Here is a 19,252-nt window from a genome sequence, read left to right as displayed (position 1 = left end):
CATGACTGAACAGCATAGACTTTTAAAATTATCCGGACTAGAACCTTTGGTCGTAACAGCCGATACTAACTTTATCAATGTAGGAGAGCGAACCAATGTAGCTGGTTCTAAGAAGTTCTTAAGATTGATTAAGGAAGAAAAATTTGAAGAAGCTTTAGACATAGCCAGACATCAGGTTGAAGGCGGAGCTCAAATCATTGATATTAATATGGACGATGGTTTGATCGATGGTAAAGAAGCCATGGTCAAATTCCTGAATCTTATCGTTTCAGAGCCTGATATAGCAAGGGTTCCCATCATGATTGACAGTTCAAAATGGGAAATTATTGAAGCCGGTTTACACGTGGTTCAGGGTAAATGTGTTGTAAATTCCATAAGTTTAAAAGAAGGAGAAGAAGAGTTTCTCAACTATGCAAAGGCTATTAAACGTTACGGAGCGGCAGTGATTGTTATGGCTTTTGATGAGGTAGGTCAGGCAGATACTTATGAAAGACGAATAGAAATAGCTAAACGGTCTTATGATATTCTTGTCGATAAGGTAAAGTTTCCTCCAGAGGATATCATTTTTGATTTAAACATTTTTCCCGTAGCCACAGGGATGGAGGAACACAAAAGAAATGCGTTGGATTTTATCGAAGCTACGGCTTGGGTCAAAGAAAATTTGCCTTATTGTAGTGTTAGTGGTGGTGTAAGTAATGTTTCTTTTTCTTTCAGAGGTAACAACCCGGTACGAGAGGCGATGCATTCAGTGTTTTTATATCACGCTATTAAGGCGGGGATGAATATGGGGATTGTGAACCCAACTATGCTGGAAATATATGACGACATCCCTAAAGATTTACTGGAGCGTGTAGAAGATGTAATGCTAAATCGAAGAGATGATGCTACAGAACGACTTTTAGATTTTGCAGAAACCGTAGTTGGAAAAGCAAAAGAAAGTACGATAGACCTATCCTGGAGGGAAGAACCGGTGCAAGCTCGAATAACACGTGCGCTTGTAAAAGGAATCGATACCTACGTGCTCGAGGATATAGAAGAAGCACGATTATCTGTTACAAAACCGATTGAGGTTATCGAAGGTCATTTAATGACAGGTATGAATGTGGTTGGAGATCTCTTTGGCTCCGGTAAAATGTTTTTACCACAGGTAGTGAAGTCTGCAAGAGTAATGAAAAAAGCAGTGGCCTATTTATTGCCGTTTATTGAAGAAGAAAAAAAGAAAAACCCCAAAACCGGAAAGGAAACTAAGGGTGCAGGTAGAGTATTAATGGCTACTGTCAAAGGGGATGTTCATGATATTGGTAAGAATATCGTTTCGGTTGTCTTGGCATGTAATAATTATGAAATAATTGATTTGGGTGTTATGGTAGCTCCTGAAAAGATTATTCAAACAGCTATAGATAAGCAAGTAGATGTTATCGGGTTGAGCGGACTAATAACTCCGTCACTGGATGAAATGGTTTTTTTAGCTAAAGAAATGGAACGAAGAAATTTTAAGGTTCCGTTACTAATTGGTGGCGCAACAACCTCTAAGGCGCATACAGCGGTCAAAATTGATCCCCAATATAAAAATGCAGTGGTACATGTGAATGATGCTTCAAGAGCAGTTACCGTTGTGGGAGATCTACTCAATCAGCGTAACAATCAGAAATACGTAGGAGATCTAAAGGCTGATTATGAAAAGTTTAGAATTGGTTTTCAGAAACGAACAAAGCACAAAGAATATTTATCCATTGCCGAAGCCAGAAAAAATAAATTTCAGATTGATTGGTCGTCAACTATGATAAAAAAACCAAATCAACTTGGAGTGCAATGTATCGAATCTTTGGACCTAAATGTATTAGAGCCTTATATTGATTGGTCTCCTTTTTTTAGATCCTGGGATTTACATGGTAAGTATCCTGATATTTTAACCGATACAGTGGTTGGAGAACAGGCAACAATTCTTTTTAAAGATGCAAAAAAGCTATTGAGCACTGTGATTGATCAAAAGTTGTTAAAAGCGAAAGGTATTTTTGGTCTTTTTGAAGCTAATACAATTAACGATGATGACGTTAATATTTATGCTGATGGAACAACGATAGGTACGTTTAGAACATTAAGACAACAGTTAAAAAAACATGCAGGGAAACCAAACTTTGCATTAGCCGATTTTATTGCGCCCACCGATATTGACAGGAAAGATTATATAGGATGCTTTTGCGTAACAACCGGGTTTGGTACCAAAGAATTAGCGGAGCGTTTCGAATCGGAGCTTGATGATTATAATGCTATTATGATTAAAGCACTCGCCGATCGATTGGCTGAGGCTTTTGCAGAATATCTGCATGAAAAAATTCGAAAAGAACATTGGGGATATGCCAGCGATGAACATTTGAGCAATGAAGCTTTGATTAAAGAGAGCTACAAAGGCATACGGCCTGCTCCGGGTTACCCGGCTTGCCCTGATCATTTAGAAAAATTAGAAATCTGGAAAATTCTCAGCGTAAAGGAGCGGATTGGTGTAGAGCTTACCGATAGTTTAGCTATGTGGCCTGCTGCCTCTGTGTCCGGATACTATTTTGGAAATGAAGAGGCTCGCTATTTTGGACTGGGTAAAATCAAAGAGGATCAAGTAGAAGATTTTGCAGAACGAAAGAACATCACCCTGGAATCAGCAAAAAAATGGTTGAATCCTAACCTCTCTGAGAATTGAAATAAAGATTATAAAAAGCACTTAATAGTATAGTAGAATATGAAGGTTACAGAACACATTGAACAGTCAAAGGGTAAAACACTATTCTCATTTGAGCTGATTCCGCCCCAAAAAGGTAGAAATATTCAAGAGTTGTATAATAATATTGATCCGTTGATGGAGTTCAATCCTCCGTTTATAGATGTAACGACCTCGAGAGAAGAATATATTTATATAAATAAGAAGGGTTTATTAGATAAAAAACTGACCAGAATGCGTCCGGGTACTGTAGGAATCTGTGCAGCTATTACTCATAAATACAATGTGGATGCTATACCACATGTTTTATGTGGAGGATTTACCAAAGAAGAAACAGAATATTTGTTGGTTGACTGCCATTATTTAGGAATTGACAATGTAATGGCCTTACGCGGAGATGCCATGAAGGAAGAAAAGTATTTTACACCTACAAACGGAGGTCATTGCTATGCTAATGAGCTGGTATCACAAATTGTAGCGATGAACCAAGGAAAATTTTTACATGAGGTTGTCGAGACTGAGACCAATTCGGATTTTTGCATCGGCGTAGCCGGTTATCCCGAAAAACATGTCGAAGCGCCTTCGTTAAATTCAGATTTGAGAAGGTTAAAAGAAAAAGTTGATGCAGGGGCGGATTATGTGGTTACTCAGATGTTTTTTGATAATCAACGCTATTTTAAATTTGTAGAAGAGGCAAGAGCTGCTGGAATTACTGTGCCTATTATTCCGGGGATTAAACCGGTTTCAGTAAAAAAGCATCTTCATTTACTACCTCAGGTTTTTAAATTAGATATGCCGGACGAATTAGTGAAGGCCATAGAAAAGTGTAAGACAAATGCAGAGGTGCGAGAAGTGGGAGTAGAATTTGCTATTCAACAGTCCAAGGAATTAATGACGTATGGCGTTCCTGTGCTGCACTATTATTCTATGGGAAAGTCCGATAATATAAAAAAAATAGCTGCAGCCATATTTTAAGTAGTTTTGAGTTTATATGAAAAACAACTCAGATTAAAAACTTGTGTAGCAGTGGAGGGTACAGTACTTTAGCCGCATGATAAGGAGAATCATTTTTTTTGTAATTGTGGTCATGGGTATGGGGTACGCTCAGACTCCGATGAAATTATCGGTTGATAAAGAAACTGTAGCTAATAAATCATATAGCATTGATATCAATGCTTTTCAGGGTACTATACTAAAACACAATCCTGATATTTCTCATCTGATCACTAGTCATCCATCAGGTCTCATACTGGCAATTAATCGTCAAACTTATGGGGATAAAGAGTGGCAGAGACTGTATAATTATCCGGATTACGGAGTTTCATTAGTGTATCAGGATTTAAAGAATGATTTTTTAGGAATCAGTATTGGAGCATTTGCACATTATAACTTTTATTTTTTAAGACGATACCTACAGCTTAGGATAGCCCAAGGAGTAACCTACGCTTCGAAGCCGTATGATATTGATGATAATTACCGCAATATCGCCTATGGATCTCATATTATGAGTGCTAGTTATGCCCTTTTAAATTATCGCCATCAAAATGTTATACAGCATATTGGATTACAATTGGGTATAGGTATTTTACATTACTCTAATGGCAACTCCAAAGCACCTAATAAAAGTACCAATACCCTCTTTGCCAATTTCGCAGTAAATTATAATTTGAGTCAGCAACCAAAACAATATAATGCGAAAGAAGAAGGTTTATTAAGAGGGTCAAGACCTATTGGCCTTGGAGTAATGTTAAGTGGAGGTTTCAATGAAAGTGACTTGGTCGGTTCGGGAAGATATCCTTTTCTTACGGTTGGGTTGTTTGCACATAAGCAGTTGAACAAAAAAAGTACTATCGTTGTTGGGTCAGAATTATTTTTCTCAAAAGCTCTGGAACGCTATATCGATTATCGTGCAGTTGGGGATTTTGGGGATGGGACTACAGGGGACGAGGATTCAAAAAGAGCGGGAGTATATGTTGGACATGAACTAACCATTAATAAATTAGCTATACTTATAAACTTGGGATATTATTTTTACTACCCTTATGACTTTGAAGGGACCATGTATAACAGAGCTGGACTAAAATACAACTTTACGTCCTCTATTTTTGGTGCAATAACCGTTCGTTCACATGCAGCCAAAGCAGAAGCTATTGAATACTCAATTGGATATCGATTATGAACAGATTTATTAACATTCAAGCGCACACATTACTTTTCCTATTGCTTTTAACAGTTATATTAGGGTGTGATACAGAGAATGCACCAGATTGTTTTCAACGAACGGGGAATCTCGTGAGTCGGGGAATGGAGGTAACGCCTTTTACAAAAATTCTGGTTGGTCCAAATATCGAACTTGTTTTAAAGCAAGGAGATACAACGCAAGTTGTAGTAGAGACTGGTGAGAACTTAATTAATGAAGTCTCAGCAGAGGTGATAAATGGGGAGCTTATTTTGAGTAATGTAAATGATTGTAATTTTGTTAGAGATTTTAATCAAACCAAATTTTATATTAGTGTACCAAAGCTCACAGTAATTAGAAGTGCAACTCAATTTGCCATTAGATCAGAAGGAGTATTGCGTTTTGATAGTCTGACCTTACTGTCTGAAGATGTTGGTTATGCAGAAGGTAATACAACAGGTATTTTTGAGCTTACCATTGATTCAGAAAAACTAAATATTGTTGGAAATAATATTGCATCTTTCAAAATAAAAGGATTTGTAAACAACCTTACGGTCGGACTCTATTCCGGTACCGGTCGTTTTGAAGGAAAGTCGCTTATGGCGGATTATGTTACAGTATATCATCGCGGAGCAAATAAAATAATAGTAAATCCCCAAGTTTCTTTAAAGGGAGAAATTCGAAGTACCGGGGATGTAATAAGCGTATTCGAACCAGAGGAGGTAGCGGTAAAACAATTCTATACCGGTAGACTTATATTCGACCTGGAGTAAGTGTAAGTAATTGGTTTTTATGTTTTTAGCGTAACATTATTGTGGTTAAAACGCAGAATCATCATCTTTTTTATGCCTAACTTTATAGAATTCCCCCAAATTCTAATAACCTCAAACGTTAGGTATGCCAATAAAATTATCTATTCAAGACAGTAAGAAAAGTACTTCCACCAAAAATTATTTGCAAGATGAGCTGAATACGCTGATCAAAGAAAATGATTTAATTTTTGATTTTATTCAAAAAGCAGCACTGGACGGTTTATGGTTTTGGGATTTAGAAGATCCTGAGAATGAATGGATGGATGACAAATTTTGGACAGTTTTGGGGTATGATCCTAAATTAATGCCCCATAAATCTTCAGCGTGGCAAGATATTATTAATCAGGAGGACTTAGCGCTAGCTATGGAGAATGCAAATAGGCATCTTCACGACCCCTCGCACAGCTACGATCAGGTAGTGCGTTATACCCACAAATTAGGTCATACATTATGGATACAGTGTCGTGGTTTAGTAATTAGAAATGCTGAGGGTAAACCGATACGGATGTTAGGAGCTCATACCGATATTACTAAACTTAAAAAGGTAGAATTTGAGCTACAGAGACAATTACAGAGATATGAGCACATAATTGAAGGTTCAAACATCGGGACTTGGGAGTGGGATCTAAAAACTGACGAAGTAGTCTTCAATGAAGGATGGGCCAGAATGATAGGGTATACATTAATCGAATTGAGACCTTTATCCATGGATACGTGGCTCAATGGTATGGAACCTATCGATGTGAAAAAATTTCGTTCAAAATTAAAAACATCGTTGCAATCCAGTGAAGCTATTTTTGAATTTGAAACCAGAGTACGACATAAGAACGGTAATTACGTTTGGGTTTTAGACCGAGGTAAGGTTATGAGCTGGGATAAAGAGGGTAATCCAGAACGTATGATCGGGTCTCGCCAAGAAATTACTGAAAGTAAAAAAAATATAGAACGCTATAGAGCTTTCATTGAGCAAGCCCCAAGTGCGTTAGCCATGTTTGATTTAGATATGTGTTATCTGGCAGCCTCCAGACAATGGTTTACAGATTATGACATTCGCGAGGAGGAGATTATTGGAAAATCACATTATGAAGTGTTTTCTCACATTAGTGAAGAATGGAAAGAACAGCATCGAAGGTGTCTTAAAGGAGAAATTTTAAAAAGTAAGGAAGATAAGTTTTATAAAAAAGATGGTTCTGTACAATGGTTGTCGTGGGAAATGAAGCCATGGTTTACTGATGCCATGAAAATTGGAGGTATCATCATGCATGTCTCCGATATAACAGAACTGAAGGAAATAGAGCACGCCAATCAGCAAAAGCAAACTTTTTTGGAAGCAATATTAGACAGTATTGAGGTTGGTATCGTTTCATGTGATCAATCAGGGATATTAACACTTTTCAATAAAACCACTAAGAATTGGCATGGCTTACCACCTGAGGTTTTACCTACCTCACAGCTTTCCGGATATTATGGATTATTCAGACCTGATGGTAAAACACCCTTAGAAACGGAAGAAATACCGCTACTACGTACTCTAAAAAATGGTTCATTAGAAGCTGATGAAATTATCATCAAACCTAAACAGGGAACCAAGCGTTATGTATCGGTAAATGGCTCACAGCTTAGAAGTCTCGATGGTGAGGTTTTTGGAGCAGTAGTGGCGATGCATGACATAACCGAGCGTAAAAACACTGAAGAAAAATTGCGCATTAGTGAGGAAACTTTTAGAGGCAATTTTGAGAATGCGGCGATTGGCATGGCAATTTCTAATCGTCAATATAAGTGGATAGAGGTAAATCAAGCTTTTAGTGAAATCGTAGGATACACGATTTCAGAATTGCAAGCAATGACATTTAAGGATATTACGCACGAAGACGATCTTGCCTTAGACCTTCAGTTGTTGAATGAACTTATAGAAGGAATTCGCACACATTATCACATGGAAAAAAGGTATATTCATAAAGAAGGGTACAGTGTTCATGTAATTTTAGCGGTCTCTTTAGTTAGAGATAGTGAGGGTTCTCCATTATTTTTTGTGTCTCAGATCATAGATATCAGTCCGAGAATTGATGCCAAGAATAAGATGATGTCAACTTTGGCAGAACTAAAAATTTTGAGAGATTCTAATACGCAAGTAGGAATTATCGGATTGGATAAAAAGGGTGCTATTACTTCGTTCAATAAAGGAGCCGAAAATTTATTAGGGTATTCTTTTGAAGAGATAGAAGGTAAATCGGTTGTCGATTTTTATAAGAAAGAAGAGCTTATAAAAAGATCAAAAGAACTTTGTGAATTGCATGACACGAAATACGTCGATTTTGATGTGTTAACGGCGTTGTCTACCGATGAAATTGGTGATACAAGCGAATGGGAATATGTACGTAAGGATAGGTCGACTTTTTCTGCACAAAGTACGCTGACCATCCTCAAAGATGAGTTCAATATTTCGGGATATCTTCTTGTAATTACTGACGTTAGTGAGATTAAGAAAGTAGAAGCCCGATTAAAATCTCTGCTTGAAGTCGCAGAAGATCAAAATAAACGCTTGAAAAATTTCGCATATATCGTATCCCATAATCTACGTTCGCATTCGGGAAACTTTTCAATGCTTTTAAATCTATTTCATAAAGAATATCCGGAATTTTCTGATAATGAGATTCTAAAACTTTTTAAAAATGCCTCAGATAGTTTAGCTGAAACAATAGGACATCTTAGTGAAGTTGTTGTAATGAGCGCATCTGTAGATCAAAATTTGAACAAAATAAATCTTTTTAAGGTGGTTAATAGTATCTTACAAGGATTAGTGCCTAGTGCCTGCGAGAACAATGTTAAGATTAAAGTAACTGTGCCAAAAGATATCGAGGTACTTGCTTTACCGGCATATTTAGAAAGTATTATTCTTAATTTGACTACCAATGCAATCAAATACCGTAGACCGGAATGTCAAAGTACAGTGTCGATTAGTGCTACAAAAAAGGATGGGTTTGTAGTGATTAATTTTGAAGACAATGGCTTAGGAATTGATTTGAATAGAAATCGATCCAAACTATTTAAAATGTATAAGACCTTTCATAAACATGATGACGCTAGAGGCATTGGATTGTTTATTGCCAAAAATCAAATCGAAGCTTTGGGAGGTAAAATAACGGTTGAGAGTGAAGTGAATAAAGGGTCTAATTTTAAAGTGTATTTACGTTACGATTCGTGAGATAAAATAAATATTAAGAAATATTTAGTAAGTTCAATTAAAAGAATTGGCAGTAAGTAATTTATTTTTCTTTACATTTATAATCCCCATCTGCAGCCTAGTAAACCTACAATAGAATGATTCAAAAAAAAACTAAGCGACTACAGGTGTCCTCGTACCCTAGCCGCAATCATTTAAAAGACGAATTATATGCTTTGGTGCAAAGGGATACTGCTATCTTTGATTTTGTACAGGATATAGCCTTAGATGGTTTATGGTATTGGGATTTGTCAACCTTTGAACGAATATGGATTAGCGATAAATTTTGGAATACGCTTGGTCATTTTGTCGGATATGAGTCCTCTTCCTGTCTTTTGAGCCAAACTTCGTTACCCATTACTGTATTGCGTCAACTCTTTGACAACGCTATATCACATTTTCGAACAGAAACCTCTCCATATGTTGAACATATTGATTTTGTACATAAGTTAGGTCACAAGGTAATGATACAATGTAAATGTATTGGAATTTTTGATGAGAACAACGTTGCAAATCGTTTGTTGATTGCTCTTACCGACACCACTAAACTAAAACAAACAGAATTACGGTTGCAAAGACAACTGGACCGGTATCAACATATTATTGAAGGGGCAAACCTCGGAGTTTGGGAGTGGAATTTACAAACTGGTGAAACATACTTCAGTGAGCGCTGGGCAGAAATTATTGGATATTCCTTATTGGAAATAGAACCTGTTTCAATTCAAACCTGGAAAAATTCAGTGCATCCTAAAGACCGTGTAAAGACGGAAAAACTTTTAAAGGAACATATCGAGCAATCTACGCCCATATATGAGTGCGAAGTGCGAATGCGTCATAAAAAGGGGCATTGGGTCTGGGTGCTTACTAGAGGAAAAGTAGTGAGTTATAAAAATGATGCTCCGGAATGGATTATTGGCTCACACCAAGAAATAACGGCTAGTAAAAATGAACTAGAAAAAAATCGCTTGTTTATTGAAGAAGCTCCAACAGCCATTGCAATGTTTGACAATAATATGAGGTATCTGGCTGTGTCAACCAAATGGTTGGAGGATTACAGCCTGAAAAATGAAAATATTATTGGAAGATCTCATTTTGCTATTTTCCCCACCATAAGTCAAAAATGGAAAGAAATTTTTAAATCTGCACTTCAGGGTGAAATTCTCAAATCCGACGAGGATAGTTTTCTAAAGAAAGATGGATCGTTGCAATGGTTAAGTTGGGAATTAAGGCCCTGGCACACGCACGATAATAATATTGGAGGTGTGATTATGCATACGGCAGATATTACCCGAGCTAAGGAAGCAGAGATCAAATTAAAGATTAGTGAAGAAGCTTTTAGAGGTAATTTTGAGAATGCCGCTATTGGTATGGCGATCCTTAATATACAAGGGCAATGGATAGAGGTTAATCAAAGTTTGTGTGATATTGTAGGCTATACAGCCAAAGAGCTTCGAAAGTTAACGTTTCAGGACATAACACATCCGGATGACTTAGATAAGGACTTAGCATTGTTAGAAGAACTCTTAGCCGGTAAACGATCGTTCTATCAAATGGAAAAACGTTATTTTCAAAAGAGTGGAAAACTGGCTCATATTATTCTTTCGGTCTCATTAGTAAAAGATGAAGAGGATAATCCTTTGTATTTCATATCTCAAATAGTGGACATCACTCCGAGAGTTAAAACCAGAAAAAAGTTATCTGAAGCTTTACAGAAATTAGAAAACATCTTGGAAGATATAACACAAGTAAGTGTTATTGGAACCGATAAATATGGACAAATCACCACGTTTAATAAGGGAGCAGAAAATTTATTAGGATACAATCGCGATGAAATGATTCTAAAGCGTTCCTATATCGATCTGCATCTTCCCGAAGAAATACAAAAAAGAGAAATACAATTATCTCAGGAGTATCAATGTAGTATTAAAGGGTTCGAAATCTTTACAATATTACCATTTAGAAATGAAATAGATACCAGAGAATGGACACACCGACGTAGTGACGGCACCACCTTTCCTGTCCTGGTAACAATGACTGCCTTAAAGCAAGATGAAGAGGTAACTGGTTATTTGGCTATTGCAACGGATATCAGAGAAATCAAAAAAGTTGAGAATGACCTAAAATCTTTACTTGAAGTAACCCAGGATCAAAACAGCAGGCTTTTGAATTTTGCGCACATTGTTTCACATAACTTAAGATCTCATTCCGGGAACTTTCAGATGTTATTAGATTTGTTAACTGATGAACATCCAGAGTTAGTATCGAACGAATATATTGGCTTATTGTGTGAAGCATCCGGGAACCTTAATGAAACAATACATCATTTAAATGATGTGGTTGTAATGAATTCTTTGGAAGAATCAAACATGGAGCATATCAACTTGTTTGAAGCAGTTCAAAAAACGATAAAGAATATTGCAGGGATGCATCTTGAATCTGATGTACGCGTTGAAAACAATATAGATACTTCAACACAAGTTTTAGGCATTGCCGCATATGTTGAAAGTATTTGTCTTAATGTGATCACTAACGGCATAAAGTATAGGGCTAAAACGCGAAACAGCTTTATAACCTTAAATAGCTATGTTGAAAATGAGTTTCAGGTTTTGGAAGTGAGAGACAATGGTTTAGGTATTGATCTGGAAAAGCATAGGGCTAAAATGTTTGGCATGTATAAAACATTTCATGATCATGAGAAATCTCGCGGTTTAGGACTCTTTATTACTAAAAATCAAATAGTAGCTATGGGAGGTACTATTGAAGTCAAAAGTGAAGTTAATGTAGGAACTGTTTTTAAAATATATTTTAAGAAATGAAGAAAATTGATTTAGCGTGTATTGTAGATGATGATCCGATTTTTGTTTTCGGTATTAAAAAGGTCATGGAATTAGCTAATTTCTGTAATGGCTTCTTAGTTTTTAAGAATGGAAGGGAAGCCCTGGATAAGTTAAAAGCAATTATATCCAGTGGAGAAAAACTACCTGATATTTTACTACTGGATCTCAATATGCCCATCCTTGATGGGTGGCAATTTTTGGAAGAATTCACGAAAATACCGTGCAGTAAGAAAATAACTATTTATATTGTTACATCATCGGTAGATCCTCAGGACGTAGCTAAGGCCAAGTCGTATGAATTAGTAAGTGATTATATCGTTAAACCAATATCAGTAAAACGCCTCAAGGAAATTCTGAAAGAGTTTGAAACATCTCAGAGCTGATCTTGCATTCAAGCATTGGTTTATAATTATTGTGTTAGCTCTCTAAACAGACTTTCCAAATTTTTGTTTTTCCGTGATAATTGTAAAATTTTTAATTTGTTATCGTGTGCAAAGTCAAAAACCTTTGGGCGCATATCAATACTCGTATCAAATGTAATTTCGTACACAAAATTATGTTTGTTTATTGCCCGAGTGACATGCGGAATTCTTTTTAAGAAAGCCTCCTCAATGCGATAGTCAAATTCAACTTCAATTATTTGTTCGTTGGTGTCAATTAAATCCTTTAAATATTTATCGGCCACCAGTTCTCCTTTATTGATTATAATGACTCGATCACACATGGCTTCTACCTCTTGCATGATATGAGTGGATAATAAAACCGTCTTATTTTTTCCCAGAGCCTTTATTAGCGATCGTATTTCCACTAACTGATTAGGATCCAATCCGGTGGTTGGCTCGTCGAGAATAAGAACTTTTGGATCATGTAGCAAAGCACAAGCTAAGCCCACACGCTGTTGATACCCTTTTGAAAGTTGAGTAATTTTTTTAGAAGCTTCATTAGTCAATCCAGTTTTTGTGATAACTTCCTCAATACGATTGGCAGGTACATTATATACTTTTGCGTTAAAGGATAAGTATTCACGCACATATAACTCTTCATACAATGGGTTATGCTCAGGCAGATACCCTACACTTCTTTTAACATCCAATGGATTTTTTATGATGTCAAATGTGTTTACCATAGCACTACCCTGGTTGGGGTGCAGGTAGGTGGTCAGAATTTTCATCATAGTCGATTTTCCGGCTCCATTTGGACCAAGAAATCCAACAATTTCGCCCTCTTTTATCGTAAAAGAAATATCTGAAATTGCTTTTTCCTGATGATACGTTTTAGAAATATGGGAGACGGATATAGACATGTTTTTTAATTTTATCAAAAATACTAATTAGTAACTTAAGAAACTTGAATTTAGTATGCGAAGCTGGTTCTCGATTTATATATAAAAAGCCGAGGTGTGTTTGATATCTTTTAGTACAAAAGTACTGTTTAATACTCCGATATTTTCAATAGTCGAAAGCTTATACTTTACAAAATCATGATACGCTTCAAGACTAGGCGTATTTATTTTTAGAATAAAATCAACTTGACCGGCCATATGATAACATTCCTGAACCTCTTCTAAATTTTGTATTTGTTCTTCAAATTTTTGAATAAAAGCTTCATTATGGTAACGCATCGAGACCTGACAGATAGTGGTCACTGACCGATTGATTAATTTCTTATCTAAAATAGCTACATATTTCTGAATAAACCCTTTTTTTTCTAAACGACGAATCCGCTCATAGACCGGAGAAGCCGTTAGATTGAGGAGCTGTGCGATCTCTTTGGTCGTTTTTTTTGCATCTTTTTGAAGAATTCTCAAAATTGTGAGGTCTATTTCGTCTATATCTTCCATAAGCTTAGTAAATTTAGCTGCAATTGTATTTCAAAATATCTCAATAAGATAAAATAGTTGCTAATTTAAATAAATGTCGCAATTTTTACTGAAGATAGAATAAAATTTAAAATTAAAAGTTGCAACTGTTATTTTTGCAAGTAAATACTACTTAATAGTTAAATGTATATGAATACTAATATCTTAATCGTTGGTGCAAATGGTCAATTGGGTTCTGTATTGACAAAATCGCTTCAAGAAAAATTTGGTATAGAACACGTGGTTGCTTCTGATTTGCGGGAAAAAGAAAATGTCGAGGGGATTTTTGAAATTATTGATGCTACCGATCGTGACAGAATTGAATCAGTTGTTAAACAATACAAGATAACCCAGATCTATCACTTGGCAGCCATATTATCAGCTAGAGGTGAAGAAAACCCGTTACAGACGTGGGATATTAATATGCAAACCTTGTTTAATGTGTTAGAAGTTGCACGACTTAATGAAGTCGATAAAGTTTTTTACCCTAGTTCGATTGCTGTTTTTGGAGAAGGAGCTAACCAGACTCAAACACCTAATGATGCCTATTTGGATCCGGCAACGGTGTACGGTATAAGTAAAGCTGCGGGCGAAAACTGGGCGCAGTATTATTTTTTACGCTACGGTCTCGACGTTCGTTCGTTACGTTACCCTGGAGTTATTGGCTATCAATCCTTACCCGGAGGAGGTACGACAGATTATGCAGTGGATATTTATCATAAGGCTGTTTTAGAAGAAGAATTCAATTGCTTTTTAGAAGAAAACACAATGCTGCCAATGATTTTTATGGAAGATGCGGTGCGTGCAACCTTGGAATTGATGGATGCGCCAAAAGAACATATAAAAGTGAGAACGTCATATAACTTGGCAGGAGCAAGCTTTGCGCCCAAGGATATCGCCGCAGCATTGCAAAAGATATATCCTAAGTTTGAGGTTAAGTATACTCCTGACTTCAGACAGAAAATAGCAGCAAAATGGCCTAATTCGATAGATGATAGTAGTGCAAGAGACGATTGGGGATGGCAACCCGAGTACGATTTAAAACGTATGACACAAGTTATGGTCGAAAAATTAAAATTACAATACGAAATCAATCCAACTTAAAGGCGTTTAGATATTTTTGGATGGTTCATTGTCAATTTTAAAGGAATTTTTCAAGAAACATAGGGGACACTTGGAGTTACACAACATATAGTGTAATTTTAAAAGAACTGAAATAGCGTAGGATACATATTAATTACAAAATCATATTTATGTTTTTAAATATTAAAGAAGATTTACAAAGAGAAATAGAAGAAATTAAGGATGCAGGATTGTATAAGTCCGAACGTATCATTACTACACCTCAAGGTGCAGAAATCGATACTACAAATTCAAAGGAGGTTTTAAATTTCTGTGCGAATAATTATTTGGGTCTCTCGTCACATCCCGACGTAATTCAAGCAGGAAAGGATGCTATTGACTCACATGGTTATGGACTTTCATCAGTTCGTTTTATTTGCGGTACACAGGATATTCATAAAGAATTAGAACGCAAGACCGCAGAATTTTTAGGAATGGAAGATTGTATCTTATACGCCGCGGCATTTGACGCTAACGGAGGACTTTTTGAGCCAATTTTAGGGCCTGATGATGCTATCATATCGGATGCACTTAATCACGCTTCTATTATTGATGGTATCAGATTATGTAAGGCAAAACGGTTTAGGTATGATCATAACGATATGGACTCCTTGGAAGAGCAGCTAAAAGAAGCACAAGGTTCCAGACGTATATTAATTGTTACCGACGGTTCTTTCTCTATGGATGGTACGATTGCTCAATTAGATAAAATTTGCGACTTAGCAGAAGTGTATAATGCGATGGTTATGATTGATGAGTGCCATTCTACAGGATTTCTTGGTAAAACAGGTCGTGGAACGCATGAGTACTGTGATGTTATGGGACGAGTGGATATTATAACAGGTACCTATGGTAAAGCTTTAGGAGGTGCATCCGGTGGATTTACCGCAGCACGTAAAGAAATTGTAGAATTGTTAAGACAAAGATCTAGACCTTATTTATTTTCAAACACTGTGGCACCTTCAATAGTGGGCGCTTCAATTAAGGTTTTGGATCTTTTAAGCGCTTCAACCTCACTGCGAGATACGTTAGAGGAGAACACTAAATATTTTAGAACCGAAATGACTGCCGCAGGATTTGACATCGTGCCGGGAGATCATCCTATTGTTCCTGTAATGCTGTATGAAGCTACATTAGCGCAGGAATTTGCGTCAAAATTACTGGATGAAGGTATTTATGTTATCGGATTCTTTTACCCCGTAGTGCCAAAAGGAAAAGCACGGATACGTGTGCAATTATCTGCGGCGCATACACGTGAGCATCTTGAGAAAGCGGTTAAAGCATTCACCAAGGTAGGAAAAGAACTGAAAGTTATTTAATAGCACCTTATATTTTGATAAGATTTTTAGATATGCGGATCCTATTTTGAATAATTCCTATTTAAAACTCAAAAAATAAAGAGTTTGATAATTAATTGAACTTCAAAAAGAATTAATTTACTTTTTGTTTTGAAAGTTCGATGTTTTATTTACTTTAGCAATCTAGTTACAACAGAGACAATGAATAATTTATTTACTTGGAACGGATTTTATTTTTTCTTCTTTTATTTTAAAGAGAGAAACGGGATCCTTATGTAAATATTTTTATGTTTATAATTTAAAATCCCGATGCAAATCGGGATTTTTTTTTACCCAAATTTGAATGAAATCAAAAGTTGCCATACAAGGTATAAAAGGTTCATACCATCATCAAGTAGCTCAAGCATATTTTGGTGACTTGGTTGAGGTAGAGGAATGTATGTCCTTTGCAGAAGTGGCAAATAGTTTGGTAAACGCGCATAGCGAACATGCGATAATGGCTATAGAAAATTCTATTGCAGGGTCAATTATCCCAAATTATGCATATATCGATGAATGTGATTTTAACATCATAGGAGAGTTTTATGCCCCAATAAATCATTGTCTGATGGCGCTTCCGGGTCAAAAAATAAAAGATATTAAAGAAGTGCACTCTCACCCGATGGCACTTTTACAGTGTAAAGATTTCTTTAAGCAATATCCAGGCATCAAATTGGTTGAAGCGACAGATACTGCAGCGGTAGCGAGAAGTATTAAAAAAGAAAATAATTTAGGTATTGCAGCGGTAGCAGGCAAAATTGCTTCAATATTATATGGTTTAGAAATTTTAGCTCATAATATTCAAACTATAACGACTAATAGTACCCGATTTTTTGTGTTAGAGCGAAAATCCGAAACTTTAGAAAGGAAAGAAGAAATTAATAAAGCCTCCTTAAAAATTATTGCGATGCATAAGCAAGGAAGTCTGGCGACGCTATTAAATGTTATGAGTGATTGTAACCTTAATTTAACAAAAATACAATCGCTCCCCGTATTGAACGAGCCTTGGAAATATTCATTTTTTATTGATGTAACATTTGAGAAGTCTGAATACTTTGAAAAGGCAATCACCTTATTGAGAATCATGACGCTAGAGCTAAAAATTTTAGGGACTTATAAAAACCAACAACGATGAAAGTACAAACTGCAAAACGCTTAGACAATGTAGAAGAGTACTACTTTTCTTCAAAATTGCGTGAGGTGAGAGCACTGGCCAGTGCAGGGAAACCAATTTTGAATTTAGCAATCGGTAGTCCTGATTTGGAGCCTCCCGTTGAGGTTGTTCAGGCGATGCAATCAGCTATGCGAGAAAAAGGGGTGCACCAGTATCAAAGTTATCAGGGGGTTCCTCAGCTTAGAACAGCCATTGCCGAATTTTATCAAAACAAATTTGGTGTAGATTTAGATAGTGAATCCGAAATCCTACCATTAATGGGGTCAAAAGAAGGGATTATGCATGTTTCTATGGCGTATCTCAATGCTGGGGATCAGGTATTAATTCCTAATCCGGGATATCCTACATATGCTTCGGTAACCAAATTGCTGGATGCAGAACCTATAGCTTATGAATTAACCGAGCAAAATAATTGGGAGCCTGATTTTCAAACGTTGGAACAACTCGATTTAAGAAAAGTAAAGTTGATGTGGGTTAATTATCCCCATATGCCAACAGGTGCTTCAGGAAATCTAGCGTTATTTGAGCGACTCATTCACTTTGCTAAAAAGCATAATATATTAGTTATAAATGACAATCCATACAGTTTTGTGCTCAACCCTGAACCTATCAGTATATTTAATGTTGCCGGAGCTAAGGATCATGCTTTAGAATTAAATTCTCTAAGTAAATCTTTTAATATGGCAGGATGGAGAGTAGGAATGGTTATGGGTAGTGCAGAAAAAATACAAGCAATACTTCAGGTGAAATCCAATATGGATAGCGGGATGTTTTTAGGAATTCAGCACGGAGCCTTAGCTGCATTGCAAATTTCAGATCAGTGGTATGAAAATCTGAATATAACATATGCGAAAAGGAGAAAATTAATCTGGAAACTTGCTGAAAAATTAAATTGTATGGTGGATCACAAAGCTGTAGGGCTGTTCGTTTGGGCCAAATTACCAGCATATGTAAATGGATATGACTTTATAGAAAAACTGTTGCATGAATATAACATTTTTGTTACCCCTGGTGCAATTTTTGGAACTCAAGGAGCAGGGTATGTAAGGTTTTCTTTATGTGCGAGTACAGATCAGATTAAAGAAGCTTTACATCGGATAGCAGAGGTAGATTTTTCTATTGAAACCCTAAAATTTAAGGCAATATGAAGCTGTTTGTGATTGGAGTCGGTTTAATAGGAGGGTCTTTTTGTAAAGATATTAAACAATCCATGCCAGATACTACAATTTATGGGATAGATTCGAATGAAAAGCATTTGGATTCTGCATTAAAAATAGGGTTTATTGACCGACCGTCCACCATAGAAGAGTTAGGACTAGCCGATGTAGTGATTATATCAATACCTGTGACGACAACAGTGACTTTGTTACCTCAGGTTTTAGATCGAATCCAGGATACTACATTAGTCATGGACGTAGGATCGACAAAACAGGAAATTTGTCAGTCCATAGCAACGCATGAGAAGAGGCGTAATTTTTTAGCGATCCATCCCATAGCAGGAACAGAATTTTCTGGTCCTGAAGCAGCAGTCGATAAGTTGTTTTTTGGTAAGACCAACATTATTTGTGAAGTAGAAAAAACAGCTTTCAAATTGCAAGAGCGAGCGATGAAAATTTTTACAGCTTTGGGAATGCGTATCCGGTATATGGATCCTGTGTCGCACGATAAGCACATTGCATATGTCTCCCATTTATCACATATCAGTTCATTTATGCTGGGTAAAACGGTGATTCAGAAAGAAAAGAATGAAAAAGATATCTTCGATATGGCTGGTAGTGGATTTGCCTCTACAGTAAGATTAGCAAAAAGTTCTCCTGCCATGTGGGGACCTATTTTTAAACAGAATAAAGAAAATGTGATAGAAACACTGACTGAGTATATTAATAATCTCTCTCATTTCAAGAGTTTACTTCAAAATGACGATTTTGAAGGTTTACATAAAGAAATGGAAGATATCAACCATATAAAATTAATTTTAAACGGAATCGAAGCCTGAT

The 19,252-nt window shown here is 36.3% G+C and carries 14 protein-coding genes; 12 read left to right on the top strand and 2 right to left on the bottom strand.

What is annotated here, in order from left to right; translation table 11 throughout:
- The first annotated feature begins 1 nt into the window (after position 1).
- The 7 genes from metH to ACJRPK_RS15570 all read left to right on the top strand — a co-directional run bounded on the left by metH (position 2) and on the right by ACJRPK_RS15570 (position 12,147).
- Complete coding sequence (gene metH, locus ACJRPK_RS15600) at positions 2–2,695, top strand: methionine synthase (RefSeq protein WP_407141332.1); 2,694 nt, start codon at positions 2–4, stop codon at positions 2,693–2,695.
- 39 nt (positions 2,696–2,734) lie between these two features.
- Positions 2,735–3,688 (top strand): methylenetetrahydrofolate reductase [NAD(P)H], encoded by a 954-nt coding sequence (gene metF, locus ACJRPK_RS15595; protein ID WP_407141330.1) that lies wholly within the window; start codon positions 2,735–2,737, stop codon positions 3,686–3,688.
- Between the two features lie 76 nt (positions 3,689–3,764).
- A complete protein-coding gene (locus tag ACJRPK_RS15590) occupies positions 3,765–4,892 on the top strand; it encodes an acyloxyacyl hydrolase (protein WP_407141328.1) in 1,128 nt (375 codons plus the stop codon).
- Entirely contained in the window at positions 4,889–5,665 is a 777-nt protein-coding gene (locus ACJRPK_RS15585) for a head GIN domain-containing protein (protein ID WP_407141326.1), read from the top strand. The genes ACJRPK_RS15590 and ACJRPK_RS15585 overlap by 4 nt, the downstream gene beginning before the upstream one ends.
- A gap of 124 nt (positions 5,666–5,789) precedes the next feature.
- On the top strand, positions 5,790–8,909 hold the full coding sequence (locus ACJRPK_RS15580; protein ID WP_407141324.1) for a PAS domain S-box protein: 3,120 nt from the start codon (positions 5,790–5,792) through the stop codon (positions 8,907–8,909).
- 116 nt (positions 8,910–9,025) lie between these two features.
- Complete coding sequence (locus tag ACJRPK_RS15575) at positions 9,026–11,743, top strand: PAS domain S-box protein (protein WP_407141322.1); 2,718 nt, start codon at positions 9,026–9,028, stop codon at positions 11,741–11,743.
- Entirely contained in the window at positions 11,740–12,147 is a 408-nt protein-coding gene (locus ACJRPK_RS15570) for a response regulator (protein WP_407141320.1), read from the top strand. The genes ACJRPK_RS15575 and ACJRPK_RS15570 overlap by 4 nt, the downstream gene beginning before the upstream one ends.
- 26 nt (positions 12,148–12,173) lie before the next feature.
- Here ACJRPK_RS15570 and gldA read toward each other — a convergent pair whose 3' ends face one another.
- On the bottom strand, positions 12,174–13,067 hold the full coding sequence (gene gldA, locus ACJRPK_RS15565; protein WP_407141319.1) for a gliding motility-associated ABC transporter ATP-binding subunit GldA: 894 nt from the start codon (positions 13,065–13,067) through the stop codon (positions 12,174–12,176).
- A 75-nt stretch (positions 13,068–13,142) separates the two neighbouring features.
- Entirely contained in the window at positions 13,143–13,604 is a 462-nt protein-coding gene (locus ACJRPK_RS15560) for an Lrp/AsnC family transcriptional regulator (RefSeq protein ID WP_407141317.1), read from the bottom strand.
- A 168-nt stretch (positions 13,605–13,772) separates the two neighbouring features.
- On the opposite strand from ACJRPK_RS15560, the gene ACJRPK_RS15555 reads away from it, so the two are divergent.
- The 5 genes from ACJRPK_RS15555 to ACJRPK_RS15535 all read left to right on the top strand — a co-directional run bounded on the left by ACJRPK_RS15555 (position 13,773) and on the right by ACJRPK_RS15535 (position 19,251).
- On the top strand, positions 13,773–14,726 hold the full coding sequence (locus tag ACJRPK_RS15555) for an NAD-dependent epimerase/dehydratase family protein (protein ID WP_407141315.1): 954 nt from the start codon (positions 13,773–13,775) through the stop codon (positions 14,724–14,726).
- Between the two features lie 149 nt (positions 14,727–14,875).
- Positions 14,876–16,063, top strand: a complete 1,188-nt coding sequence (gene kbl, locus ACJRPK_RS15550) for a glycine C-acetyltransferase (RefSeq protein WP_407141313.1) — start codon at positions 14,876–14,878, stop codon at positions 16,061–16,063.
- A 322-nt stretch (positions 16,064–16,385) separates the two neighbouring features.
- Complete coding sequence (locus ACJRPK_RS15545; RefSeq protein WP_407141312.1) at positions 16,386–17,216, top strand: prephenate dehydratase; 831 nt, start codon at positions 16,386–16,388, stop codon at positions 17,214–17,216.
- Positions 17,213–18,403 (top strand): pyridoxal phosphate-dependent aminotransferase, encoded by a 1,191-nt coding sequence (locus ACJRPK_RS15540; protein WP_407141310.1) that lies wholly within the window; start codon positions 17,213–17,215, stop codon positions 18,401–18,403. The genes ACJRPK_RS15545 and ACJRPK_RS15540 overlap by 4 nt, the downstream gene beginning before the upstream one ends.
- Positions 18,400–19,251 (top strand): prephenate dehydrogenase, encoded by an 852-nt coding sequence (locus ACJRPK_RS15535; RefSeq protein WP_407141308.1) that lies wholly within the window; start codon positions 18,400–18,402, stop codon positions 19,249–19,251. The genes ACJRPK_RS15540 and ACJRPK_RS15535 overlap by 4 nt, the downstream gene beginning before the upstream one ends.
- Position 19,252: the final 1 nt, after the last annotated feature.

Origin of the sequence: Aquimarina sp. 2-A2 (genome assembly GCF_045505135.1) — a bacterium.
Lineage (GTDB): Bacteria > Bacteroidota > Bacteroidia > Flavobacteriales > Flavobacteriaceae > Aquimarina > Aquimarina intermedia.
This window is presented reverse-complemented; position numbering and strand designations above follow the sequence as displayed.